Genomic DNA, 24,632 nt, shown 5'->3' with positions numbered 1-24,632 from the left:
TTATCTTTTAATTTAATTTTAGGTAATTTTAAAAAATTAGCTCCCGGATTTACGCTCCAAACTTCGACTTGTTCTATATATTTAGGATTTATTAAAACTATTATGCAATTATCAGGAATTATAAAATTTTTCTTTTTCAAATTTTTTTCTTTTTGAATCCACTTTTTACCATCGACAGATCTTTTAAAGCTGTACATTTTGTAAGGTTTTTCTACTCTTACTCGCAAATATTTTAATGTGTTTGTTTTATCGACTTTTTTTTGAATGTGCTTGCAGACTAAAAAAGAATATTTATCAATATATTGATCCATTGGAAATGAGTAAAAGCCATTTTCGTCATTTCTTGTTTGTTTGCCGTTAAACAATATTCTAAATGTCGGGGTTGATTTCCAATTTGGGTTAACTTGGATGTAACCCTTTGAACTAAAACCTGCATTTAAATAATTTTTGCAACAAAAAGATATAAATACTAAACTGAATAATAAATAAATTATTTTTTTATTGATATGCATGCTAAATCTCCTTATCTTGAAATTATTAATAACACATGTTTTAGTTTTTAACAAAAAAGGTTTTAATGCAAGTTTTAGATAAAATTAAAGCAACTTTAAAAAAGGCCTTTACTGATGGTTGGTCCGTTAAAAAGTTAACTCAATCTTTTTGTACAGGAATTTATATAGCCTTTTCACCGTTTCCGGGATTGCATACTGGAATGATGTTTGCTGCCAAATTTCTTTTTAAGCTAAATTTTCCAATTCTTTTTTTAGCTACATCATTTAATAATCCCTGGACCATGGTAGCTTTTTATAGCTTTGATTATTTTTTTGGCTATTGGTTAATACATACTTTTTTAGGATTTAATCCAACTTGGACAATATCGCTGGCGCGTATTTTTGGATCTGGTAAAATTTGTATCTGGTCATTTTTGGTTGGGGGAAATATTTTAGGGTTATTATTTGCCTTTGCCTTTTACACGCCTGTTTACTTTTTATTTAAGGGATTGGTTAAAAAATTTAAAAAAAATTATGAAAATAACAAGTTATGAAAATAATAAATAAAAATAAAAAAGCTTTTCATGATTATGAAATAAAAGAGACAATTGAAGCCGGAATTGCATTAACCGGCGATGAGGTAAAATCTATCAGACAGAATAATATTTCACTTGTTGATTCTTATGCAACAATGCATAACGGTGAAATTAATTTACTTAATTGTCATATTGCACCATATTCTCACGCATACATAAAAGAAGACAAATCAAGAAGATCAAGAAAACTTTTGTTACATAAAAAAGAAATAAATAAATTAATTGGTGAAATTTCAAAAAAGGGCATGACTATAATTCCATTAAGCATCTATTTCAATCAAAAGGGATTAATAAAGGTTGAATTAGGTATTGGAAAACACAAAAAAGCAGCAAGCCAAAAACGAGAATTACGCGAAAAAGATATTTTGCGTCACGAGGCTCGTGAAAGTAAGTATAAAATATGATCATAGGTTCTAAGGTTTATCACGAAAAAAAAATTTATAATTCTTTGGAATGGGCAAAAGAAAATATGGATTCAGCTCCGGATGGATCAATTTTTATTGCTGATGAGCATGAATTTACGCGTGGGCGACAAAATAGATCTTGGATATTTGATAAAGATCAACTTGTTGTGACTCTTTTACTAAAACCTAAAATTTTTAATAATTTAACGGGTGAAGAGCTGGAGGTTAAATTAAGTAATTTAAATATGGCTATCACTCTTGGAATCTTAGAAAAACTTGAAAAATTTAATATAAATTTAAAATGGCCCAACGATTTTAATTATGAAAATTATAAAGTTGGTGGAATTATATCGCAAGTTGTATGGCAAGAGGATAAAATTTTAGGTGTGATTTTTGGTTTTGCTATAAATGTAAATAACTTAATTAAAGATAAGATATTAAATTTAAAAGCAATAAGCTTACGAGAAATTTCTGAAAAAATAATAAATAAAGAAATTTTGCAAAAAGATATTTTGAATAGTATCGATAAATTTTATAAAAAATGGTTAAATTTTGAATTTGATAATATTTTTAATATATGGCGCGACAAGTTAAGTTATTTAAAAAATAAAAATATTTTGATACATAAATTTGATGGCAAAATAATTATCGGTAAATTTAAAGATGTTTTAGAAAATGGTGATATGTTATTTGAATCTGAAAATAAAATTCAAGAACAAATTTCTTTTAATATTGTTGAAAATGTTTTGATTAAATAAAATTATTTAAAATTAAAAAAGGCCCGCATTTTTTGCGAGCCTTAATTTTTTGGATGACGTTTAACTAATCTTCGTCGTCTTCATCCCAATCATCATCGTCGTCGTCTTCATCATCCCATTCTTCATCGTCCAAATCATCTTCGTCATCAAAGTCTTCATCGTCAAAATCTTCGTCTTCATCATCCCATTCTTCGTCGTCTTCTTCTTCATCTTTTGCCAAATAAACTAAGTCTTCTAGAAGATCAAATTTTTCATTTAATTCTTCTGCTAAATTGTATGAATTCATATTTATTCTTTCGAAAAAATAAACCTACATATTATTTTTTTACAAGTGTATTGATAATATAATAGTTGATAAAAAATATGCAATAGTAATTTTATATTTTAATCAAACAATTTTGTTTTACCCAATTTTTTCCAATCACTATCAAATTTTTCTATACCCTGAAGGGTTAGAGGGTGTTTAAAGACTTTATCCAAAAGTGTGGGGGGAATAGTGGCTACGTCTGCACCGGCAAGAATTGAATCTTGAAGATGTATCACATTTCTTATGGATGCTGCTAAAATTTCAGATTTAAAGCCGTAATTTTGTTTCATTATTACCAAATCTTCAATTAAATTCATGCCGTTTACGTCTATATCGTCCCAGCGGCCTATAAATGGGGATATATATTTTACACCGAGTTTTGATACAAGAAGAGCTTGAGTAAGCGAAAATATTAATGTGACGTTAATTTTAATATTTTCTTTGGTTAACATTGATATTACCGGTAAATATTCTTGAGCAAACGGTATTTTTACAACAACATTTTTAGCTAAAGAGCTTATCTCTTTTGCTTGCTGATAAACACGTTCCGGTGTTTTTTCTACAACTTCTATGCTAACGTCGCCGTTTACCATATTGCATATATCCAATAGCATGGATTTAATATTACCACTTTCAAGAGCTAAAAGAGATGGATTTGTTGTAACTCCATCAATAACGCCGGTTGGTATCCATTGTTTTATTAACTCTTTATTTGCCGTGTCTAAAAATAGTTTCATATTTTTCCTATTACTTTATAACAAAACTAATTAACTTATTTGAAACATAAATAGTTTTTACTATTATTTTTCCTTCAAGCCATTTAGTAACGATTTTTTTTGCTTCACGCTCAATAAAATCTTGATCTTGGTCTTTAGTTGTTGAAATCGTGCCTCTTAGTTTTCCATTTATTTGTATAGCTATTTCTATGTTATTTACTTCTGCCAGTACCGGATCATATTTTGGAAAAGACAAATCTTCAAGTTTTTTATTTAAAAGTCTCTCTAGTAATTCACTTGAAAAATGTGGAACCATTGTTGAAATTGCAACCAAAAGCATTTCCAATATTTCTTTATTTAATTTTAGCTTTTTACCTGTTAAATCGTTTAAATATTCCATAATTGCTGATACAGCAGTATTTGTTTTGAAATTTTCAATTCTTGTTTCAAACTCTTTTAAAAATAAGTGAAAACGTTTTAAAGATTCTTGAGAGATATTTTCATCTTCAGATACAATATTTTCTTTATTTGTCAAAAATATCCATAATCTATTTAAGAAATTTTTCACACCTTTTATAGAATCTGTCTGCCAAACAACATCTTCTTCCGGCGGGCCCATAAAAAGCATATACATGCGTAATGCATCGGTACCTAATTCTTTAATTATATCATCAGGATTTACAACATTACCTTTTGATTTTGACATTTTTTCTACCCGGCCTGATTTTTCAGAATACATGCAAACTAGGCCCTGGTTAAATAACTTTGTAAATGGTTCGTCAAATTTTAAATAACCCAGATCATACAAAACTTTAATATAAAATCTTGAATATAATAAATGTAAAACTGCATGTTCAATACCACCGACATAAAGATCAACAGGTAGCCAGTATTGCATATCTTGACTATCAAATGCTTTATCTTTTAAATCAGTATTTGGATAACGTAAAAAATACCAACAAGATCCTGCCCATTGAGGCATAGTGTTGGTTTCTCTTTTGGCTGGTCCATTACATGTTGGACATTTTGTATTTACCCAATCTTCTATGGTTGCAAGTGGAGATTCACCTGTGCCTGATGGTTGATAATTTTCAACTTCAGGAAGAATTACCGGTAATTCATTTTCAGGTACTGCTACAATACCACATTTTTTGCAATGTATCAGTGGTATTGGTTCTCCCCAATATCTTTGACGAGAAAAAATCCAATCTCTTAATTTGTAAGTTGTCTTAAATTCAGCAATATTTTTTTGTGCAAGATCTTCTACTATTGCCTGTGCTCCTGAAGTTTTTGCATCTAATCCATTAAATTTATCTGAGTTTATTAAGATGCCGTCTTCTTCTATTGCACTAGTTAAATTGTTATCGTTGTCAGTTTTTATTACTTGTAATATTTCAAGATTAAATTTTTTAGCAAAATCAAAATCCCTTTGATCATGTGCAGGTACTGACATTATTATTCCGGTACCGTAATTTTTAAGAACATAACTTGAAAGCCAGATGGGTATTAATTTGTTATTTACAGGATTTATTGCGTACGCACCTGTAAATACACCTGTTTTATCTTTGTTTTCAGCTGTTCTTTCAATCTCAGATAAATTTTTAACTTCTTCCTGATATTTTTTAACTTTTTCTTTCTGATCTTTTGTTACAATCTTTTCAACTAATTCGTGATCGGGAGCCATAACCATAAATGTTGCACCAAAAAGCGTATCAGGCCTTGTGGTAAAAACTTGCAAATCAATTCCGGATTCCGTTTTAAATATTATGTTGGCACCTTTACTTTTTCCAATCCAATTTTTTTGCATAAGTTTAACTTTTTCAGGCCATTCCAATCGATCTAGGCCTTCAAGTAATTTTTCGGCATATTCTGTAATTTTTAAAACCCATTGTCTGATATTTTTTTTCTCCGTTTGTGTTCCACATCGATCACAAACGCCGCCAACAACTTCTTCATTTGCAAGCCCGGTAAGGCACGATGGACACCAGTTTATAGGCATATTATCTTCGTAGGCAAGACCTTTTTTGAACATTTGCAAAAATATCCATTGAGTCCATTTATAATAATTTGGATCTGTTGTATTTACTTCTTTTGTCCAATCATAAATTGCACCCATTTGTTTAATCTGTTTTTTAAATATTTCAACATTTTTTTGAGTGCTTATTTTTGGATGAACTTTATTTTTTAGAGCATAATTTTCTGCAGGAAGTCCAAATGCATCCCAACCCATAGGATGTAAAACATTGTAGCCCTGTAAAAATTTTATTCGAGCATAAAGATCTGAAAAAATATAACCTTTCCAATGTCCAACGTGTAATCCCGATCCGGATGGATATGGAAACATATCAAGACAATAATATTTTTTTAGATTTTTATTATCTTTTGAATTGTAATATGGTTTTTTTTCCCAATATCGTTGCCATTTTTCTTCAATTTCTAAAAAATTATAGCTCATAGTCAGCCTTTTTGCTTTTAATAATTTACTAATAATATGTGTTAATAACATAAATTAAATAACAAAATATTTATTACTATATGCTCATACTCTATTTTTGTCATCTTAATAATCTGTATGATTTTTATTCAAAAAACAAATCTATATAAATATATTTTCCATTAGAAAATTATAATAAAACTCAGCCTTTTTTAAAATAAAAACGATAGCATTGATTTTGCGCTCAATAATTTCTTATTGTAAATATGAAGGTGGGATTGTTTAGGGAAAAAGCTTTAAAAGGGCTTTTCAGGGGGGATTATGAGTATAAAGTCTAGGTTATTTATTGCGTTGTTTCTTTCTATAACTTCTTTTAATCATATATTTTCTATAGCAGATTGGACAATATTAATTTATGTCCAGGCTAAAAATAACTTGAGCAGATTTGCTACGCAAAATTTATACTCTATGGCAAAGATCGGCTCTAATAACAATCTGAATATTTTGGTTCAGTGGTATCAACCTGGAAAAGATGGTGTTTGGAGGTATCAAATTTTAAAAGATGAAATAAAGCTTGATACTTATTTACCAATAAATAGTGATGGAACAAATGTAAAAGATCTTGTTGATTCTATGGAATGGGCTGTAAATAAATATCCGGCAAAAAATAATTTTTTAATATTATGGAATCATGGAGTTGGAATAATTGACCCTATTTGGCACAGACGATCCGGATTTGGATTAGGTTATGGATTAGGCTTATCAGGGCAAGAATTTAATGAAGTTGTAATTAATAATCAAAATATAGTTGAGAACCAGGTAATAAATTCTAATGATCAAGAACAGTTTTTTCCTATAAAAATTGATGATGAATTAACTCAAGCATTTAATAATTCACAAGACTTTGATTATTTAACGCTAAATCAGCACAGGGGAATATTATTTAACGAACAGTCTAGAAGTTATCTTAATAATGAAGAGCTTTTAGAAGCTTTAAAACAGATTAAAGAAAATGTTTTAAAGGGTAAACAGTTGGATATTTTTGGAATGGATGCATGTTTAATGTCCATGATTGAAATTGGTTATCTTGCACGCGGATATGCCAAATATATGGTTAGCTCGCAAGAAGTTGAGCTTGCTTATGGTTGGAATTATTTGGATTTGTTTACAGCTATTTCTTCAGGAACAACTACTCCGATTGATATGGCAAAAGGTTGCGTTTTGACTTATCATAATTTTTATCAAAATAAAATTGATTTTTATACCCAATCGGCTGTCGATTTGGATCAATTGGATAATGTAAAAACAAGTATAAATAATATTATATTGAAAATTAATGAAGCAAAGAAAATTTCATTATCTCAAGTTAAAAATTTTATAAAATATGCAAGACGAGCATCAACTCAATTTACAAATAAAAGCTATATAGATTTATATTCTTTTTATTTTGAACTTATAAAACAGGTTGATGGTAATTTGTGTTTAACGAGTAATCAACTTTTTAAAAATAGTCTTTTAAATTTAAAATCGGAACTTTTAATTGGAATGAAGTCCATTGAAAATGCTGTTGTTGCTAAGACTTCAGGTAAAAAATTTGCAAATACTTGCGGGCTATCAATATATTTCCCAACCGGATCTGTTGAGCAATCGTACTTACAAACATCTTTTGTAAAAGATAGTTTATGGCTTGATTTAATTAAAGATGCTTTTGTATAAAAATTTCGACTTACTTTATCGTTTGTTTGTGTTACCCTGCTTGTTGAATTATTAAAATTTAATAAGCGGGGTTTTTTATGCAAAAACAAGACGTGAATAAAAGTAATGTATTTATAAAAAAAGAAGATGAACAAATTTTGGTTATAAAACGAGAAATTTTATTTGCTCATGAAGAAATATCCGGAATAAAAAAAATCGATTTTAATTATTATCAAAATTTAATAGAAAAAAATAAAGAATTTATTTGGCGATCTTTAGCTGAAACTGATAAAAATTATAAGCAGATAATTCCGTATCTTATTTTTAATTTTCAAGATAAATATTTTCTAATGCAAAGGCAATCAAAAGCCAGTGAAGTCAGATTGCAAAATATGTATTCACTTGGCATTGGCGGTCATATACGTCAAGAAGATATAAACGGGTTTGATATTTTCAGTTGGGCAAGACGTGAATTTTATGAAGAAGTTGATTTTAAAGGCAATTTTGAAATAGAGCCAATCGGTTTACTAAATGATGATTCAAATGATGTTGGTCAAGTTCATGCCGGGTTTGTTTTTTTGTTACATGGAGATTCAGCCAATATAAGAGTGCATTCTGAATTAAAATCAGGAAAGCTGCTTACACTTGATGAATGTAAACAGCTTTACGATAGCATGGAAAATTGGTCAAAGCTTGTTTTTGATTTTTTAAATCAACGCTAAATTTTACTTATTTTCTATTATATCTTTCGTGTGACTGGTGTATTTGTGTTTTTGTTTTGGCCGAACAATACTTAAACGTTCGTTTTCTGAGCGAATTGTTATTTCAAGATCATCTTGTTCTTTTAGTTCCATTGATGGCTTGAATCTTTTAATTTTATAATCATTTACACTTTCTTTATCATCAAGATTTTTTGCTAAAACCTGAATTGATTTAATTTTTTGTTTTGGATGTTTAAATTTTATTTGAGCCTGTGTGTCGTCAGGTTTCATATTAATTTCGTGATATTTATCGCTTTTAATTTTAACATTTATTTTTTTGTCTGTTTTGTTATAAATATTGGCAACGGAATATTTTGGATCTTTTTTTACAACCTTTTTTACCTTAATAGATATGCCTTCTTTATCTACAACAATTAACGTTTTTTTGAAATTTTCTATTTTAAAACTTTTTTCATGAACAATTTTTGGCTTCCATACTGTAAAAATGTTTCTTGTGTACATCGTCATTGATTTTATTTGTTTTGCATTTCTAAAAGCACCTTTTTTGCTTTTTGCAGGAATGGTAATTGTTTGTATTTTATTTTTACCTAAATTAAAATCTATGCGTACTTCTTTTGATAGTTTATTTTTTATAAATAAAGAATAAAATTCGCAAAGACTCATTGTTGTAAATTTACCTTCTTTTTTAATTTCTAAAATGTTTGCGCTTCCGTTTTTACTTTTGATTGGTTGATTAAAGATTTCTTTTTTATTTTTATTTGTACCTGAGAGATAGGTAAATTCTATTTTGGATATGTCTTGGGCTGATTCAAAGTGATTATCGCCCAAAGCTTTTACTTTTAATCTTTTTATAAAAAGCTCTTTTCCGGATAATTTGCTTTTTTTGTAAAAGCTTAACGAAAAATTATCTTCAGTTTGATTGTCGATAATTATTTTGCATGCTTTAGAAATAAGGGGGGATGTTGAAAATAGAAATAATATTGAAAAGATTATTTTTGTTTTAGTACTTTTTATCATAAAAACTCTCCTAAGCCTTTTATTTTTTAAATAACTAGACTTAAGTTAAAGAATTTATGTCCAAAATCATAGAAAAAAATTTTTTTTATAATTATTTAATCTGTTAACGTATTTTTGATGGGAATAAAAAAGGGCCTGATTTTTATTTCAGACCCTTTTTCTTAAAAATTTTTTTATTAAATTAATTTTCTTCAAACATCCAGTCATAAGCTTCGAAAATAGTTTTATTTTTAATATTTGAAATAGTATTTTCGATCTTTAATATTGTAATAATATGATTTTTTTTAATTAAATCATTGAATAAATCTTTTTTTATTTCATTGTCTAAATTTATTTTTGATCTATAAAGATATTCAAATTCATAATTTGTGTATTTTTTTGATTCAAAACCTAAGAATTTTAAATAATCTTCTATTCTTAGAGTATGAAAAACACCAGCAAATATCGATACATCGGAATTACTTTTTAATATTTCGATTAAAAATTTTATTTCTATTGAATCAGAAAGTTTAGCTACCAAATTTGATAAAACTTCTTTATATTTTTCTTTACCAATATTTGAAAATAGGTTAAAACAACTTTTCTTTATATTTACATCTTTATTTTCATCATAATAATTTTTTATTTCGTTTTCAAAATTATCTTTAGCCTCATTTATTATTTTTATTAATTTTTCTATTTTAATTTTACTAATATTTATGGTTTTATCGTTTATTTGTTCTATTTTTTTACCAAAGAAAGCTCTTTGTCCTTGTATAATTTTTTCAATAGAAGTTTTATCAGATAATGATTTTAATTCATTATATAATTTTTCAAATTTAGATTTTAAACCTATGTCATTATGTATGACAGTAAAATTTGTTAACAATCTATATAAAGATCTAGTTTCAATTGCTTTAATATTTATATTATTTGAAAATTCTTTATTCATATACAGATCAAATGAAGAGAACAATTCTTTTTTTGGATCAATTGAAGAATTTATTAAATTATTTAATACTTTGGTTAGTTCTTTTGTTGCTTTATTTGGATTATCACTAAAATTTTCAACTAATATAGTTAAAGGCTTTTTTCTTTTTATCTTTTCTATTTTCTCATTTAAATAATTGAATTGTTCTTCGCTATTTAATTTATGCAAATCAGCATATAAAAAAACATTTTGGCCGGTTTCCGGATTAAACCAGTGACTTGCAGCGATAGTTTTTGCGGTTACAGTATAAAAGTTAAATATTGTTGCAGTTAATACTGCAAAACTGATTTTTTTAAATAAATTATTTTTCATAAAAAACCCCAATTTTAAATTAAAATTAATTTTCTTCAAACATCCAGTTAAAAACGTTAGTATTACAAAATTTATTTAGTTTGTCATAATTGTCATAATCTTGTTTTTTTATAATTTCTAAATTTTCTCTGTTCATTTCTTTTTTTAATTTAAAACCAAGATATTCTAGAGAAGCTTCTATATTTAATCCATGTCCTGCACCTACAAATATGGCTATATCTTTTTTTGGATTATCTATAATATTTATTAGTGTTTTTATATCCACTGATAAATTAAATAAACTCTTAAATTCTTTTGTGAAATTTTGATAATTTTTATTAATTTTAATTTTTGAAATCATAAGATCGATATAAAAATCTTTTTTTATATTATCATCTGATAGATTATATTTTTTAAATAAATTAATTGCATTTTTTTCTATTTCATTTTTTTCCGTATAAATCAGATACACTAGCTCATTATTGCTTTCGTGTATTTTTATTTGTTTTTGTAAAAAATTAAGGAATTTTTTTAATATTCTTTGTAATGTAAATTCTTTAAAAGTTTCTTGTATTAAATCTAATGTTTTTAGTAATTTTTGATATTCGTTTTCATTTAATTCTGTAGCATTATACTTATTTGATTTTACAGCATCATATTTTCTTATATAGTGGCCCATTAAAAAAGGAATTCCTCTTGTTTCACAGGTTTCTATTTGTATTTTTGATGAATTAATCAAGTCATATAAATTACGTAATAATGATTGCTTTTTAAAGTATTTTTTTAGAGATTGTATAATAACATTATTAGTTTCTTTCAAAATTTTTAATTCATTATTATTAGTAGTTTCAATTTCTTTATCACTTAGGATATAAGATTCAATAAAGATGATTAAATTACTATTTGTTTTCTCTTTTAATAAATTTATTAAATATTTAGTTTGTTCATCTGAATAAATATCGTGTTTATCAGAATAAATATAAACATTTTGCCCTGTTTCTGGATTTAACCAATGACTGGCGACAATAATTCCAGCATTTACAGTATAAAAGTTAACTGTAAATGCTATTAATACAGCTAAACTTATTTTTTTAAAAAAATTGCTTTTCATAATAAATCCCTAATTTTTAATTAAAATAGATATAATAATTACATATAGTAATATTATACATGTTATTTTAAATAACAAAAACGCATATTTTTGCTTAAAAGTGGGGTTTTTAGTTTAAAAATGACCAAATTTTAAGAAAATCATCAAATTTTATCTGTTGTGCGCGAAGGGTAAAAATATTATCAGGAATTTTAGATAAATCATAGTGAGTTTGTCTTAAATTATTGGAAAGCGTTCTTCTTGGTGAGTGAAAACATAATTTTAGAAATTTCCAAAATTCTGTTTCATTTGGAATTTCTTGAATAATCTCTTTGGGTTTAAAGTATAAAAGTCTTGAATCAACCTTTGGTGGTGGCGTAAAAGATTCCGGTCCAACCTTTTCCATAAGTTCAAAATCAAAATTGTGTTGTAAAAATAGCGAAGTTGAATTGTAGCTTCTTCCTGATTTGGCCACAATCTTTTGAGCGACCTCTTCTTGAATCATAACAACACCTTCTTGAAAAAGTGTTATATTTCTTTGAATTAAGAAAAAAATTGGAAATGTTATTTGATAAGGTAAATTGGCAAGCATAACCCAAGGCTTTTGATCACTTAATACACTTAAATCTGCATCCAATATGTTTGTTATATTGATTTTAAGTCTTGGATCTTTGACTATTTGCTTTACGTAATCTGCCCATTCAGGGTCAATTTCGTAAACATAAAGTTCTTTGCATTTAGTTAAATTTAAAATAGCCTTTGTCAAGAAACCGTCACCGCAACCAATTTCCATAACACTCGTTTCAGGTTTGATGGAAACTTTTTTGATCATATTTTCGACTACCGAAAATTTGCGCAAAAAGTGTTGGCCAAAGTGCTTCTTTTTTCTTGGTTTTTCATTAAAACTATTAAAATCTATCTGTTTTTTTATCATATTTTTTTATAAATTTGTTGATTGTATAACTATTTTCTGTAATTATATCATGAGTTATAAATATTTGTTAAAAAACTAGTTATTTTATTTATGAATATTTAACCTGTTTGACAAATAGACATGATTTTGGTCTTATTGTGTTAGTAAAAATCTTTGAAATTTACGGGGGCGTCACGGTTTCGACGTGATATTTGATGTTTTGAGAGCATGTCGAGTTTTGTATGGGAACTTGTAAAAAACGTACAAATCAAATAAGTGCAAACAATAACGTTGCATTCGCTTAATTTAGATATTAAGTGACTTGTTGGGGATGTTTGTCTATCAATTGAACCAACTAGTATTAAAAAGATAGAACTTGCCAATTAGATTTTTTTGTTTTGTATTTGGCAAAAATTACTAAACCGGCTTTTATATTAATCTGTGCTCTTGAGGTGATATAAAAGTATATTCAAGAGATAAACATGTAGTGCTTGGAACTGATAGTGTTGCGGACATGGGTTCGACTCCCATCGCCTCCACCAGCCTTCGCTCCTTCGGAGCTATGGCTGGCAGGCCATATTAAAGATTTCTAATTATATGGCGTGGTTATAAAATATTTTAATATCTATTAAGGGGGATAGGATATGTTTTTTTTATATCAAAAAAAAGTTAGTATATTTTTAATAATATTATTATTAAGTACAAGTTTATTTGCTAATAATTTTATATTTTTTGTTAAAGATTTTTTATCTAATGAAAATGTAACGATTCAAGATTTAACAATTCTTCAGAATGGGATTAATAATACAAAAAAAATTAAAAAAGCTGAGATTGAAAAAATATTGGATAAATTAAGTATTTTATTGGTTGCTGATAATAATGAGCTTAATGCTCAATCTAAAAAAATTAAAATTCTTGAAATTTATTGCATTTTAGCTGAAAAAATAAATGTTAATAAATATATTGATGATTTTATATTTGCAGTTAAAAATTCTTTATATAATTGTTTTGTGGGTGTAAAAATTCAGGTTGTGGAATTACTAAAGATAATTGTTGCAAGTGATTTTTTGCATAAAAATAGTGATGGATTTGAAAATTTATTTTTAATAAACAGTTTTACAGATCAAACCGATGAAACTGTTAAAATAGCTATTGTTGAATTATTTATTATGCTTATTGAAAAAGATCTTGAATTTGATAAAGCTAAAATTATTAGAGAAATTTTTTTGCCGAATTCAAGTGGAACTTTACGCTCAAGAATATACGATTTGGATACAGCAATTGATGAATATAATTTAAGAAATACTCAGAGCAATAATGAAAATGCTTGTTCTTTATGTGAAATGTTTTAGAACGTTTTTTAACTAAAAAAATTATGGATGCACAGCTTTCTCTTTTTAAAAAAAATATAAAGCCATTACCTGAGCTTATCAGACCAAAAAATTTGGATGATATTTTTGGACAGGAACATTTATTAAAAAATGGATCTGTTTTTAGAAAATTAGTCGAAACCGATTCGTTTGGCAGTATAATTTTTTGGGGACCTCCCGGGACCGGAAAGACTACTCTCGCCAATGTTATAGCCAATTTGACTGAACGAAAATTTATTAATTTTAATGCTGCATTAAATGGAACTAAAGAAGTAAAAGAGGTTATAGACCTTGCAAATCAAGAAATAAATTTTGGTGGCAAAGCAATAATTTTATTTATCGATGAAATACATAGATTCAACAAATCTCAACAAGATTTATTTTTAAAACCGGTTGAACAAGGTCAAATAATTTTAATTGGTGCTACTACCGAAAATCCAAGCTTTGCCGTTAATGGTGCTTTGCTTAGTAGATGTTCGGTATATCTATTAAATCAGCTAAACGATCAAGATCTACTCAATATAATAGAAAAAATTATTTTACATTATAAATCTGTTAATAGACAGATAGTTATAGATGACGATGCTAAAAAAATAGTTGTAAATTATGCTAATGGTGATGCAAGAACTTTAATAAATATTATAGAAATGGCTATAAGTTTTGCTAAGGGTTTAATTAAAAATTGCGATATAGTAACCGTTGATATTGTAAAACAAATTTTATCTACAAGAAAATTTGCATACGATAAAAATGGAGAAGAGCATTATAATTTACTTTCAGCTTTACATAAATCAATTAGAGGTTCCGATGTAAATGCAAGTTTATATTGGCTGGCTCGTTTAATTGAATCCGGTGCAGATCCACTAATAATTTGCCGACGTTTGACAGTTGCTGCGAGTGAAGATATTGGACTTGCCGATCCTGATGCAATTGTTCAAGCCATATCTGTTAGACAGGCTGTAGAATTTTTAGGTTTGCCCGAATGTAAAATAAATTTATCGCAATTGGTTATTTATCTTGCAACTGCACCAAAGTCAAATAGTGTTTATATAGCAATAAATGAAGCTATAAAAGATGTGCATGAAAAAAATAATTTACCTGTGCCGTTAAATATTTGTAATGCTGAATCCAATCTTATGAAAAATTTGGGTTATGGAAAAAATTATAAATATGATCATGAGTATAAATATCATTATTCGGGCCAGGATTATTTGCCCGATGATTTAAAAGATTGTATATATTACAATCCCGGTGAACTTGGGTTTGAAAAAGAAGTTAAAAGAAGAATGGATTTTTGGAAAAATTTGAAAAGTAAAATTATTGAAGAGGAAAATAATGGTTGAACGTGTTGTAATAATAGGTTCCGGCCCCGCAGGTCTTTCTGCCGGAATTTATTTGGGCAGAGCAAAATATAATCCATTGCTTATTGAGGGTATGCAGCCCGGAGGGCAATTAACAACAACTACAAAAGTTGAAAATTGGCCCGGAATAAAAGAAGTTATGGGTTTTAAACTTATGATGGACATCAAAGAGCACGCCAAAGCTTCCGGATGTAATATTATTTCAGATACTGTAGTTTCAGTCGATTTCTCAAAAAAACCATATAAAATTTTTACAAAACTAGGAAAAGAGATTTTGGCTGAATCTGTAATAATTACCACAGGCGCCAGCTATAAAAAATTAAATATTCCCGGTGAACAAGAATATTTTGCAAAAGGTGTTTCTGTTTGTGCAACTTGCGATGCCCCATTTTTCCAAGATAAAAATGTAATCGTTGTTGGTGGCGGTGATAGTGCAGTTACCGAAGCTGAGCACATAAGCCATTTTGCAAAAAAAGTTACAATAATTCATATACTTGAAGAGTTAACTGCAAAAGATCCGATAAAATATAAAGTAATGGAAAATAAAAAAATAGAAATTATTTATAACTCAGCTGTTAAAAAAATTGAAGGTGATGGTCTTAAAATGACTAAAATAACAATTGAACATCAAAAAACCGGTGATACAAAAGTATTATCTGCAGATGGTTTGTTTGTGGCAATTGGTATGAAACCGAATACAGATTTTTTAAAAAATAATATAGAACTTGATAATTATGGTTATGTTGTTTTAAAAGGTAAGACTGTTACATCTAAAGATGGTATTTTTGCTGCCGGAGATGTTGCTGATTTTACTTACAAACAGGCCATTACTTCTTCCGGATTTGGAGTTATGGCGGCACTTGATTGTCAAAAGTTTTTATCAAAAAAATAATTATTTTGTTTTTATATAATTTTTTTCTTGTTGAAATTCTTTAATTTTTTGGGCAATGGCTTTTTCTGCAATTTCTTTGCTTAAAATTCCATTGCCTCTATTGTATGCGCTAATTTGCATTTCTTGTACTGCTTGAGCCAAATCTCTACCGGAAAGACCGACTGTTTTTTGAGCTAAATTATTTATAAATATTGGGTCTATCTCAGGTAAGATTTTTAAATTTCGTTCAGTATTTTTACCATTAATTTTTATAATTTTTTTATCTTTTAAAATATATTTTTCTAAATAAAGTTCTATGATTTGTCTTCTCTCTTGAGCACCGGGAAGTGGAAAATTTATTTTTCTATGAATTCTACTTAAAACTGCAGGATCAAGTTCTTCAGGATGATTTGTTGCAAATATAAACATAATTTTATCTGATGATTCACCGGTGCGAGATAAAAATGCATTGACCAAATTAATAGCACTATTGTCTAAATTTTTTCTGTTTTTTAAAAAAGAATCTGCTTCGTCTATAAATACAATTAAGCCGTTTGGGCTATTTTGTGCCCAATCAAAAAATTTGTGTAATTCATTGATATCATCGCCCGGTTCGAATTGGGCAAAATCTGCTCCGGAAAAAATTGCATAATCTGTTTTGCAAAATTTTGCCAATAATTTTGCAAACATGGTCTTACCTGTACCGGGCAAACCGTAAAATAAAGCATTTCTAAAATTTAATTTGTTTAATACCGTATTTTTTGTATCTAAAGCCAAATCGCTTAATTCTGCTTTTAAATCTGCCGGTAAAATTACTTCTTCGATTTTTGCAGCGTCAGCTTTTCTACCTAATATTTTTTCAAGCCAAAAAGCTTTAATTTTGCTTTTTAAATTTATTCTACTGGATTCTCTTACTAAAGTTGGCTTATCAATTAAAGTTTCTAAATAGTTATATGTTAATTTTCCGGCATAGTATGAAGCCATGGTTCCGGCCGCAGTGCCAACAGTAAAAGCTGCAACTTTTGTTAAATTTTCTTTTTTCAAACTTTCATTAATAAATGTTTGAATGCCTTGAACTGTTTTTTGAATTTGAGCTTCACGTTCTTTTGCTTTTTCGTCTGATTCTATCTTTGTTTTTTCATCCAATGCTTTGTTGTCTACTATTTTGTTCAAAGCTGCAGTTCTTAGATTTTGTTGATTGGCTATTTCTTGTTTTAGATCTTGAATTTTTTGTTTGTAATTTTGTATTCTATTTTCAGCTATTTTTAAGTTGTTTGTTTTTTTTTCTTTTTTTAACTGATTTATACGATTTTCTATTGATGGTATATATTTGTTCCATTGATCTATTTTTATATTTAATTCTTTTATATTTTTTTCAGTTATATCAAATATGCTTTCTAAATTTTTGCTGTTAATTTCCAATAGCTCAGGTTCTGTTGGAATGTCTTTTTCGTTTAAATCCCAAACTGTTTCAGCATTTGGATTTTGTGAGCCAAAATTTTCCCAAATAGCAGCGTTTGCATGTGTATTTAAAAACAGTATTTGAATAAAAAAAGTTAAATAAAAAATACTCTTAATTTGCATTATTAAAATCCCCCAATGGATTTCCCTAAAAAAATAAGAATTTAATATAGCATAAAGAGTTTAAATGGCAATTTTTTAAAACTGATTTTCAATCAATTCTTTAAACACTTCTTTTTCTCTTGCCCCGGAGAATCTAAAAATCTCTTTACCATCTTTAAAGAATATAAATGTCGGAACGCCTCTTATGCCAAAATTTGCGCCAAGTTCGCCGATTTTTGAAACATCAGATTTAACAAATTTTATTGTTTGACCAAACTCATTTGCCAACTCATCAACGATAGGTGCCATCATTTTACATGGAGGACACCAGTGAGCATAAAAATCGGCAACGACGTTACCTTTGTAGTTTAAAACTTCTTTTTCAAATTGAGCTGCAGATTTTATATCTATAACAGTTACTGTTTGAGTGCTTGCTTCATTTTTTTCTATAACAGGCTCAGGCTGTTTCTCAATTTTAGGTTGTTCAACTTTTACCGGTTGCTTTTCCGGTTGTTTTGTTTGTAAACTTTTTTCTTTTAAATTTTCAGATTTATATCCAATTTTGCCCAAAAATTTTTGTGCTTGCATTGCAGCTTTTGCTCCTTGACCTGAAGCTATTATTAATTGTTTGTACTCAGGTTCACAAATATCTCCAACTGCAAAGATTCCTGATTTGGATGTTTTTTGGCCATTTTTTACAGTCAAGTATCCAAAATTATCCATCTCAACTTGATTTGAAAAAAGTTTTGAATTTGGAGTTGCACCAATGGCTAAAAACATTGCATCAACCAAAATTTCAGATTCTTTATTTTCTTTTGAATTGTAAATTTTTAAGCCGGTTACTTTTTCATCATCACCAATAACTTCTTTTACATTTGTGTTATATAAAATTTCTATATTTGGATAAGATTTTACAAGCTCAGTCATTTTTCCTGCAGCTCTTAAAAAATCTTTTCTGACTATTAAATATATTTTTTGTGCAATCTCGCTAAGATATAATGCATCAGAGATTGCGGTATTTCCACCGCCAACAATGGCGACCGTTTTGTTTTTATAAAAAGAGCCATCACATGTTGCGCATTTGGATACACCGCGGCCAAAATATTTTTCTTCGCCCGGTATATTTAGCATATTTGGTGTTGCTCCTGTTGCTATGATGCAAGAAATTGCAGAAATAGTTTTTTCGCCGTCATTGTCTATAATTTTGATTAAATATGGCCAAGTTGAGAAATCTACGTTTGTTACTTTGGCTGCTGATATATTTGCTCCGGAATCTTTTGCATGATTTTTTATTTTATCCATCAAATCAGATCCTGAGATATTTTTTTCACCAGGCCAATTACAAACGGCATGAGCACTTGTTATTGCGCCTCCGGGATTTTGTCCTTCTATTAATATATGTTTTATATTTGCTTGGCTTAAATAAATACTTGATGTGAGTCCGCCAATTCCGCCACCAATAATTACAACTGGATATGTTTGTTTATCGTATTTAATATTATCAATATTAAATCTTTTAATATTTTTACTTGAAGAATAGTTAAGGCATCCTACTAGAAAAAAAAGACAGATTACCAATGTAACATTTTTGATAGCATTCATTTTTTTACCCTAAAAATAATTTTAAATATTTACCCAACTTTTAAAATATTAACACAATCAAAAGTTAAGTTAAGATCACAAAATATGAAAAATTATCTATTTATTGATTCTGAAGTATTATTAGTGAAATAATAATATATGAAAATATTAAAAATATTTAAAAAATAAAAAAGAAGGGGATTTTTATATGTTTTATATTGGTAGAAAAAATAAACAGTTTAATTTAGGGCTAATTATTGCTTTATTTTTAATAATATCCGGTATTACAGCACAGAGAAAAATATTTGCCTTAAACGACAATATTACAGAACAAACACAAAAAGTGTCTTTTTTTAGTATCCAAAATTTAGAAAAAATATTTACACCTGAAGAATCGCCTGTTTATTTATTAATTTTAGCTTTTATTGTTGGCATATTTACAAGTTTTACGCCGTGCGTTTATCCAATGATTCCAATTACTATGGGAATTTTACAATCTCAAGCATCAACTTCTTTATATAGAAATTTTTTATTATCGGTATCTTACGTTTTGGGAATGAGCACAATATATGCAATATTTGGTTATATAGCGGCAACAAGCACTGTAATTTTTGGCCAGTGGTTAACCAATCCATGGGTTGTTTTGTTGGTGGCTTCTCTTTTTATTTATTTGGCTTTGTCTATGTTTGGATTTTATGAAATTAAAGTTCCGGCATTTATGCTCAAAAGACAATCGTTGAGTGTCAAAGGTTCTTATATTTATAGTTTTTTGTTTGGTGTTGTTTCCGGTACGGTTGCTTCTCCATGTTTAACTCCTGCATTGGCTATTCTTCTAAGCTTTGTTGCAAAAATTGGAAACCCGATTATAGGTTTTTTATCATTGTTTTTATTTGCATTTGGTATGGGAATTTTATTAATAGTAGTTGGAACTTTTTCTGCTTCACTTAATATTTTACCAAAAGCTGGGTTGTGGATGGTTGAGATTAAAAAGTTTTTTGGTTTTGTTTTGTTTGCAATGATAATTTATTTTATTCAACCGTTTTTGGGTGGGTTTGCCGTTTATAAATTATATGCAGTTTTAGCTCTAATTGTAGGATTATATTATCTGATAAAAGCCAATAATAATAAAATAAAAATATTTATTGGATTAATTTTTATTATACTATTTTTAAGTCTTACTATTTGGATAGTTAAAGAAAAGCGAATTAAAAGTTCAAGATTATTGGCTACTAATTTAAAACCCGATAAAATGTTGGTTTGTCTTAGCACTGCAATGCATAAAAAAGTATAAAAAAATAAGGCGCATTTTTAGTGCGCCTTATTTTAAAAATTTTTGAAAATTTAGTTACTTTAAATTTTCTGTATCATTAGAAGCTTCTTCTACTTCCTGAGATACTTCTTGATTTTCTATTTCTTGAGTTATAACCTGATCTTCTGTTTCATTTTGTTTTACTTCTTCTGTTTGTTTTTCTGTTGGGCAGCAAGAATCTTTTTTGCAGCAAAAGTTACAGCCGGATAAAAAAACTAAACAAGCCAAAGGTACTGCCAAAAATTTCATAATTAACTCCTTATTATGAGGTTATATTTCACACAAAACATATAATATCTAGAAAATTTTTATTAGTACATATACTCTGTACTAATAATGGATAATTTTATACTAGGTGAAAAATATGACAAGACCTAAATTTTTATCAATAATATTTTTATTGGTAATATCTTTTATTTTTTTAAAAATATATCAACATAATCTTTTGATAAAACTTAGTTATGAAAAACAACGTTTTGCATTAAAAAAAGAAGAGTTAAAGCAAAAGAAAAATTTATTATTGGTTGATTTTTATAAATTAAAAGATTTTAAAAGAATTAAAAATATAGCCAGTCAAGAGCTAGGATTACAGGAATTGACTTTATCTCAAATAAAAACATTTACATCAGTCTATTAAAAGGGGTGCAAATTTTTATGCTTAAAAATGATTATAAACCTAGAATTTTAATTGTTTTTTTTGTATTTGTTATTTTTTATTTAATTATAGTTTTAAGACTATATATTTTGCAAATTCACGATAATAATTTTTTTGAAAATTTAGCTAATCAGCAATATCTTGTCGAACTAAAAATAAATCCCGATAGGGGCAAGATTTACGATAGAACCGGGGTAAATCCTTTAACAATAAATGTTTTAGTAAATTCTGCATTTGTTTTACCAAGGCAATTCCAAGAAAAAGAAGTAATATTAAATTTTTTGGAAAAAAATTACAATGACGTTTATAAAAAAATTAAATCAAATGATAAATTAAAATTTGCATGGCTAGAGCGGCAACTTACGGAAGAAAGAATTAATTATTTTAAAAGCAAAAATTTAAAAGATGTTCTTTTTATGCCTGAACAGTCAAGGTTCTATCCATATAACAGTGCAGCTCAAATTGTTGGTTTTACAGATATAGATAATATTGGTCTTGCCGGTATTGAACTTTATTTTAATAAATATTTACAAGGAACCCCTACAACCGTTGAATTGAAAAAAGATGCAAGATCCGATTCTTTTTATTTTGATAAAAGAATTATAGAAGAGGGTGTAAAAGGACAAAAGGTTGTTTTGACCATAGATTCAAAATTACAATTCTTAGTTGAACAGGAACTTGAAAAGACTCTAAATGAATTTAATGCAGCTGAGGGATCTGTTTTAGTTATAAATCCGGATAATGGTGAAATTTTATCGATGGTAAATTTACCATCATTTGATCCAAACCAAAAATCGATTGAAAATTTGGAATATACAAAAAATAAAATTATTACGGAAAATTATGAATTAGGTTCCGTAATGAAAACATTTGCTGCGCTTGCAGCTCTACAAGAGGGTGTTGTTACGCCTGACGAAATGATTGATTGTGAAGGTAAAGTTGCATTTATAGATAATTTTAGAGTTGAAAATTGGAAATCTGTTGATGTGATATCATTTTCTGATGTTATAAAATATTCGAGTAATGTTGGCGTTGCAAAAATAGCCCAACGTCTTGGACCCAAACTTTACACTCATCTTAAACGATTGGGTTTTGGTGAAAAAACGGGAATTGAGTTTCCGGGTGAACGTACAGGGTTTGTAAATCCGCCATCCAACTGGTCCAGATCTTCATTAATTGTTATGTCATTCGGTTACGAAATTATGGCCACATTATTGCAGCTTGGTAAAGCTTTTTCAATAATAGCTAATGGTGGATATGATATTGATCCGGTACTGGTAAAATTTCCGTCAAGAAATAAAAATTATTTTGAAAAGAAAATTTATAAAACAGAAGCAATTGAGCAGTTAAAAGTAATTTTAGAATCAATTGGATCTGTTTATTCTAAAAATCTTGAAGGTTTTAGAGTAATGGGAAAAACCGGAACGGCAAGAGCTATAGAAGATGGAAGATATTCAGATAAAAAGCATAATTATTCTTTTGCCGGTATTATAGAAAAAGATAAATATAAAAGAGTTATTATTACATTTGTTAAAGATCCAAAAAGCGTCGGGTTGTGGGCTTCACAAATTTGTGCTCCATTATTTAATCGTGTTGCAGAAAAAATGATAATTCAAGATTTAACGTCGGGTGAAATTTCTTAAAAATTAATAGTGATTTTTTATTTTAATTTTACTATGATCTTTTTTGGATCTAAAAATTAAAATAAAGGATTTTATTATGATAAAAAAATTACTATTAATTACTTTTGTTTCTGTATTATCAAGTAATATTTATTCCATGGGCTCCGGATGTGATGTTTCAAGTTTTCTTTCAAAATTTTCTAAAGAAGAACAAATAGAACAGTTAAGTATGTTAAAAATTTGGCAACTTGATAAAGATACAGTTGCTTATTTAAGAAGATTATTAGAAAGATTAAAAAAAGAAGTTTCTGAAAATTAAGTACTAGAAAAAAAGTAGCGAAGGGCTATAGCCCTTCGCTACTTTTTTCAATCAAAATTCTATCGATGAAGAATCTGATGGGTATGTTTCAGAGCTGTTGTCAGAGCTTTCGTCACTGCTGTTATCGCTATCAGAATTTTCATATTTTTTATTCAATCGTATGGTTTTTGTCGAACTAGAATACACACCCTTGAAATATAGAAGAAGTGTTTGTTTATTTGTATCTTCAAAATATATTATATTGAAAAAGTTGACCGATAATTCTGGGTTGTCAAATTTTTTGTTTTTTTTATTTTTTATTAATTTTAATAGTAATTGTAATGAATTTTTTTGGATATTAGAATTATTGTTATAGATGCCTGATAATGCAATCTTAAATGTTGATTTATAATCAAATTCTTTATTTTTTTTTAAAGCTTTAAAAGCATTTGCAATCTGATCGAAGAGCTTTGCATCGCCTTTAATTGCTCCAAAATCTTCTATAATATACGATTTAAATTTTATTGTTTTTATCCAGTTTATATTTCTAAATAAAAAATCTCTATTTTCTGAAATATTGTTTTTATAAGTATCAGATTTTTTATCTGTTAATATGTTAATAATTTTATTGATAGCACCAATAGATTTCTCGCTGGAATGAATAAATTTATTCTGATCTAACTCTCTTAAATAATCATGCTTAATGTATAAAAAAAATATATACAAGGATATGAATCTTATTATCGTATTTTCATCTAATATTCCTAAGTAAGCTAAAACAAGCTCTTCTTCAAGTTGTGGATTTATGATGTCTAATTTTTTTAATTTATGGTCATGATCTATTGCAATTATTATATTTTCGTCAAAATTGGGTTTTAGTTGTGTAAATGTTGCATAATAAAATTCTCGAAGAGTGCTTAAAAAAAACTGATTAAATCCATTATCACCTACTACAATAAGTCTTGGCTGAAATTTTATACAGTATTCTGAATAATATGCAGCAAATTTTTCCGGATCTTTATTTTCTTTTTTTACTAATTTTTTTAATAAACGAAACGCTAAGTTTTGAGTGGAATCATCCTCTCTTAAATTACTTTTTATGGGTTCTTGTATGCCCCTTATCGCATCACAAATAGCTTCGGTATAATTAATATTATTATCGTTTCTTTTTAAGGCAGTTAAGTAATTTGAAATTGTTTTATTTGTAATGTATTTCCTATTATAAATTTCTAAGTTACGTAAATATTCTAAATTTGAATCTCTATTTTCGTTTTTTTGATTTATGACGCCTTGTTGTACAAAAAATCCTGAATAAATATTATTTTGACTAAAACAGGTTGTTAGTAAAATAAAAAATATTAATTTTTTAAACATGAATTTCCTTAAAAAATTTACTTTGGGTCTTTTAAATTTTTGATTTTTTTATAAAATTTTTTTAAAATTTTCAAAAATTTGAGCAGGTGTTTTTTGCGAAACATTTAGTATTTCAATATTAATACCGGCAGATTTGTATGCACTTATAAGTTCAGCTTCATTTTTATTATAAATATCAAATCTTTGGGCAATTACTTCAGGTTTGTCATCTTGTCTTTGAATTA

General features: G+C 27.7%; 24 protein-coding genes and 1 other RNA gene. 13 read left to right on the top strand and 12 right to left on the bottom strand.

Going from position 1 to position 24,632, the window contains the following annotated elements:
* Positions 1–512 (bottom strand): hypothetical protein (locus tag KKE07_04835; protein MBU4270168.1); only part of this gene is annotated, 512 nt, incomplete at its 3' end.
* Between the two features lie 65 nt (positions 513–577).
* Here KKE07_04835 and KKE07_04830 point away from each other — a divergent pair.
* From KKE07_04830 to KKE07_04820, 3 genes are read left to right on the top strand one after another with little or no spacing between them, the layout of a single operon-like run.
* Positions 578–1,045 carry a DUF2062 domain-containing protein gene (locus KKE07_04830; protein MBU4270167.1) on the top strand — a complete coding sequence of 156 codons (468 nt, stop codon included), beginning with the start codon at positions 578–580 and terminating at the stop codon, positions 1,043–1,045.
* Entirely contained in the window at positions 1,042–1,491 is a 450-nt protein-coding gene (gene smpB, locus KKE07_04825) for an SsrA-binding protein SmpB (protein MBU4270166.1), read from the top strand. The genes KKE07_04830 and smpB overlap by 4 nt, the downstream gene beginning before the upstream one ends.
* Positions 1,488–2,249, top strand: coding sequence for a biotin--[acetyl-CoA-carboxylase] ligase (locus KKE07_04820; GenBank protein ID MBU4270165.1), 762 nt, complete (start codon positions 1,488–1,490; stop codon positions 2,247–2,249). The genes smpB and KKE07_04820 overlap by 4 nt, the downstream gene beginning before the upstream one ends.
* A gap of 64 nt (positions 2,250–2,313) precedes the next feature.
* Here the strand turns inward: KKE07_04820 and KKE07_04815 are convergent, their stop codons facing one another.
* The 3 genes from KKE07_04815 to leuS form a co-directional block, all read right to left on the bottom strand.
* Entirely contained in the window at positions 2,314–2,535 is a 222-nt protein-coding gene (locus KKE07_04815; protein ID MBU4270164.1) for a hypothetical protein, read from the bottom strand.
* A 98-nt stretch (positions 2,536–2,633) separates the two neighbouring features.
* Positions 2,634–3,293, bottom strand: a complete 660-nt coding sequence (locus tag KKE07_04810) for a fructose-6-phosphate aldolase (protein MBU4270163.1) — start codon at positions 3,291–3,293, stop codon at positions 2,634–2,636.
* A 10-nt stretch (positions 3,294–3,303) separates the two neighbouring features.
* The gene (leuS, locus tag KKE07_04805; protein ID MBU4270162.1) at positions 3,304–5,727 is read right to left on the bottom strand and encodes a leucine--tRNA ligase; all 2,424 of its coding nucleotides are present in this window, start codon (positions 5,725–5,727) and stop codon (positions 3,304–3,306) included.
* Between the two features lie 300 nt (positions 5,728–6,027).
* On the opposite strand from leuS, the gene KKE07_04800 reads away from it, so the two are divergent.
* On the top strand, positions 6,028–7,422 hold the full coding sequence (locus KKE07_04800; GenBank protein MBU4270161.1) for a hypothetical protein: 1,395 nt from the start codon (positions 6,028–6,030) through the stop codon (positions 7,420–7,422).
* Between the two features lie 77 nt (positions 7,423–7,499).
* On the top strand, positions 7,500–8,123 hold the full coding sequence (locus KKE07_04795; GenBank protein ID MBU4270160.1) for a hypothetical protein: 624 nt from the start codon (positions 7,500–7,502) through the stop codon (positions 8,121–8,123).
* 3 nt (positions 8,124–8,126) lie between these two features.
* On the opposite strand, the gene KKE07_04790 is transcribed toward KKE07_04795, so the two are convergent.
* The 4 genes from KKE07_04790 to rsmA form a co-directional block, all read right to left on the bottom strand.
* On the bottom strand, positions 8,127–9,140 hold the full coding sequence (locus tag KKE07_04790) for a hypothetical protein (protein MBU4270159.1): 1,014 nt from the start codon (positions 9,138–9,140) through the stop codon (positions 8,127–8,129).
* Positions 9,141–9,321: 181 nt separating this feature from the next.
* The gene (locus KKE07_04785; protein ID MBU4270158.1) at positions 9,322–10,422 is read right to left on the bottom strand and encodes a hypothetical protein; all 1,101 of its coding nucleotides are present in this window, start codon (positions 10,420–10,422) and stop codon (positions 9,322–9,324) included.
* A gap of 25 nt (positions 10,423–10,447) precedes the next feature.
* Positions 10,448–11,512 (bottom strand): hypothetical protein, encoded by a 1,065-nt coding sequence (locus tag KKE07_04780; protein MBU4270157.1) that lies wholly within the window; start codon positions 11,510–11,512, stop codon positions 10,448–10,450.
* 109 nt (positions 11,513–11,621) lie between these two features.
* Positions 11,622–12,425 (bottom strand): ribosomal RNA small subunit methyltransferase A, encoded by an 804-nt coding sequence (gene rsmA, locus KKE07_04775; GenBank protein ID MBU4270156.1) that lies wholly within the window; start codon positions 12,423–12,425, stop codon positions 11,622–11,624.
* Positions 12,426–12,589: 164 nt separating this feature from the next.
* Here rsmA and ssrA point away from each other — a divergent pair.
* The 4 genes from ssrA (at position 12,590) to trxB (ending at position 16,027) form a co-directional block, all read left to right on the top strand.
* Positions 12,590–12,946: a transfer-messenger RNA gene (ssrA, locus tag KKE07_04770) on the top strand.
* A gap of 102 nt (positions 12,947–13,048) precedes the next feature.
* The gene (locus tag KKE07_04765) at positions 13,049–13,756 is read left to right on the top strand and encodes a hypothetical protein (protein MBU4270155.1); all 708 of its coding nucleotides are present in this window, start codon (positions 13,049–13,051) and stop codon (positions 13,754–13,756) included.
* A 20-nt stretch (positions 13,757–13,776) separates the two neighbouring features.
* On the top strand, positions 13,777–15,117 hold the full coding sequence (locus KKE07_04760) for a replication-associated recombination protein A (protein MBU4270154.1): 1,341 nt from the start codon (positions 13,777–13,779) through the stop codon (positions 15,115–15,117).
* Positions 15,110–16,027: a thioredoxin-disulfide reductase gene (trxB, locus tag KKE07_04755; GenBank protein ID MBU4270153.1), complete on the top strand. Its 918-nt coding sequence runs from the start codon at positions 15,110–15,112 to the stop codon at positions 16,025–16,027. The genes KKE07_04760 and trxB overlap by 8 nt, the downstream gene beginning before the upstream one ends.
* Here the strand turns inward: trxB and KKE07_04750 are convergent, their stop codons facing one another.
* Together KKE07_04750 and KKE07_04745 are read right to left on the bottom strand one after the other, a co-directional pair.
* Complete coding sequence (locus KKE07_04750; protein ID MBU4270152.1) at positions 16,028–17,590, bottom strand: AAA family ATPase; 1,563 nt, start codon at positions 17,588–17,590, stop codon at positions 16,028–16,030.
* A 75-nt stretch (positions 17,591–17,665) separates the two neighbouring features.
* Positions 17,666–19,171: an FAD-dependent oxidoreductase gene (locus KKE07_04745; GenBank protein ID MBU4270151.1), complete on the bottom strand. Its 1,506-nt coding sequence runs from the start codon at positions 19,169–19,171 to the stop codon at positions 17,666–17,668.
* 187 nt (positions 19,172–19,358) lie between these two features.
* Between KKE07_04745 and KKE07_04740 the strand changes: the two genes are divergently transcribed.
* A complete protein-coding gene (locus KKE07_04740; GenBank protein MBU4270150.1) occupies positions 19,359–20,441 on the top strand; it encodes a sulfite exporter TauE/SafE family protein in 1,083 nt (360 codons plus the stop codon).
* A gap of 54 nt (positions 20,442–20,495) precedes the next feature.
* Here KKE07_04740 and KKE07_04735 read toward each other — a convergent pair whose 3' ends face one another.
* A complete protein-coding gene (locus KKE07_04735; protein MBU4270149.1) occupies positions 20,496–20,708 on the bottom strand; it encodes a hypothetical protein in 213 nt (70 codons plus the stop codon).
* Positions 20,709–20,823: 115 nt separating this feature from the next.
* On the opposite strand from KKE07_04735, the gene KKE07_04730 reads away from it, so the two are divergent.
* From KKE07_04730 to KKE07_04720, 3 genes are all read left to right on the top strand, one after another.
* Positions 20,824–21,096 carry a hypothetical protein gene (locus KKE07_04730; protein MBU4270148.1) on the top strand — a complete coding sequence of 91 codons (273 nt, stop codon included), beginning with the start codon at positions 20,824–20,826 and terminating at the stop codon, positions 21,094–21,096.
* Positions 21,097–21,113: 17 nt separating this feature from the next.
* Complete coding sequence (locus KKE07_04725) at positions 21,114–22,757, top strand: penicillin-binding protein 2 (GenBank protein ID MBU4270147.1); 1,644 nt, start codon at positions 21,114–21,116, stop codon at positions 22,755–22,757.
* A gap of 76 nt (positions 22,758–22,833) precedes the next feature.
* Entirely contained in the window at positions 22,834–23,055 is a 222-nt protein-coding gene (locus KKE07_04720; protein ID MBU4270146.1) for a hypothetical protein, read from the top strand.
* Positions 23,056–23,106: 51 nt separating this feature from the next.
* Here the strand turns inward: KKE07_04720 and KKE07_04715 are convergent, their stop codons facing one another.
* Positions 23,107–24,408, bottom strand: a complete 1,302-nt coding sequence (locus KKE07_04715) for a hypothetical protein (GenBank protein ID MBU4270145.1) — start codon at positions 24,406–24,408, stop codon at positions 23,107–23,109.
* Between the last annotated feature and the right edge of the window lie 224 nt (positions 24,409–24,632).

The organism is Candidatus Dependentiae bacterium (assembly GCA_018897535.1).
GTDB lineage: Bacteria > Babelota > Babeliae > Babelales > UASB340 > UASB340.
The sequence above is the reverse complement of the archived record's forward strand: the minus strand, read 5'-3'. Positions and strand labels throughout refer to the sequence as shown.

Bases quoted from the DNA above. Each gene is read 5' to 3' on its own strand.
- KKE07_04830 (MBU4270167.1), top strand. From the start codon at position 578: ATGCAAGTTTTAGATAAAATTAAAGCAACTTTAAAAAAGGCCTTTACT.
- smpB (MBU4270166.1), top strand. From the start codon at position 1,042: ATGAAAATAATAAATAAAAATAAAAAAGCTTTTCATGATTATGAAATA.
- KKE07_04820 (MBU4270165.1), top strand. From the start codon at position 1,488: ATGATCATAGGTTCTAAGGTTTATCACGAAAAAAAAATTTATAATTCT.
- KKE07_04815 (MBU4270164.1), bottom strand. From the start codon at position 2,535: ATGAATTCATACAATTTAGCAGAAGAATTAAATGAAAAATTTGATCTT.
- KKE07_04810 (MBU4270163.1), bottom strand. From the start codon at position 3,293: ATGAAACTATTTTTAGACACGGCAAATAAAGAGTTAATAAAACAATGG.
- leuS (MBU4270162.1), bottom strand. From the start codon at position 5,727: ATGAGCTATAATTTTTTAGAAATTGAAGAAAAATGGCAACGATATTGG.
- KKE07_04800 (MBU4270161.1), top strand. From the start codon at position 6,028: ATGAGTATAAAGTCTAGGTTATTTATTGCGTTGTTTCTTTCTATAACT.
- KKE07_04795 (MBU4270160.1), top strand. From the start codon at position 7,500: ATGCAAAAACAAGACGTGAATAAAAGTAATGTATTTATAAAAAAAGAA.
- KKE07_04790 (MBU4270159.1), bottom strand. From the start codon at position 9,140: ATGATAAAAAGTACTAAAACAAAAATAATCTTTTCAATATTATTTCTA.
- KKE07_04785 (MBU4270158.1), bottom strand. From the start codon at position 10,422: ATGAAAAATAATTTATTTAAAAAAATCAGTTTTGCAGTATTAACTGCA.
- KKE07_04780 (MBU4270157.1), bottom strand. From the start codon at position 11,512: ATGAAAAGCAATTTTTTTAAAAAAATAAGTTTAGCTGTATTAATAGCA.
- rsmA (MBU4270156.1), bottom strand. From the start codon at position 12,425: ATGATAAAAAAACAGATAGATTTTAATAGTTTTAATGAAAAACCAAGA.
- KKE07_04765 (MBU4270155.1), top strand. From the start codon at position 13,049: ATGTTTTTTTTATATCAAAAAAAAGTTAGTATATTTTTAATAATATTA.
- trxB (MBU4270153.1), top strand. From the start codon at position 15,110: ATGGTTGAACGTGTTGTAATAATAGGTTCCGGCCCCGCAGGTCTTTCT.
- KKE07_04750 (MBU4270152.1), bottom strand. From the start codon at position 17,590: ATGCAAATTAAGAGTATTTTTTATTTAACTTTTTTTATTCAAATACTG.
- KKE07_04745 (MBU4270151.1), bottom strand. From the start codon at position 19,171: ATGAATGCTATCAAAAATGTTACATTGGTAATCTGTCTTTTTTTTCTA.
- KKE07_04740 (MBU4270150.1), top strand. From the start codon at position 19,359: ATGTTTTATATTGGTAGAAAAAATAAACAGTTTAATTTAGGGCTAATT.
- KKE07_04735 (MBU4270149.1), bottom strand. From the start codon at position 20,708: ATGAAATTTTTGGCAGTACCTTTGGCTTGTTTAGTTTTTTTATCCGGC.
- KKE07_04730 (MBU4270148.1), top strand. From the start codon at position 20,824: ATGACAAGACCTAAATTTTTATCAATAATATTTTTATTGGTAATATCT.
- KKE07_04725 (MBU4270147.1), top strand. From the start codon at position 21,114: ATGCTTAAAAATGATTATAAACCTAGAATTTTAATTGTTTTTTTTGTA.
- KKE07_04720 (MBU4270146.1), top strand. From the start codon at position 22,834: ATGATAAAAAAATTACTATTAATTACTTTTGTTTCTGTATTATCAAGT.
- KKE07_04715 (MBU4270145.1), bottom strand. From the start codon at position 24,408: ATGTTTAAAAAATTAATATTTTTTATTTTACTAACAACCTGTTTTAGT.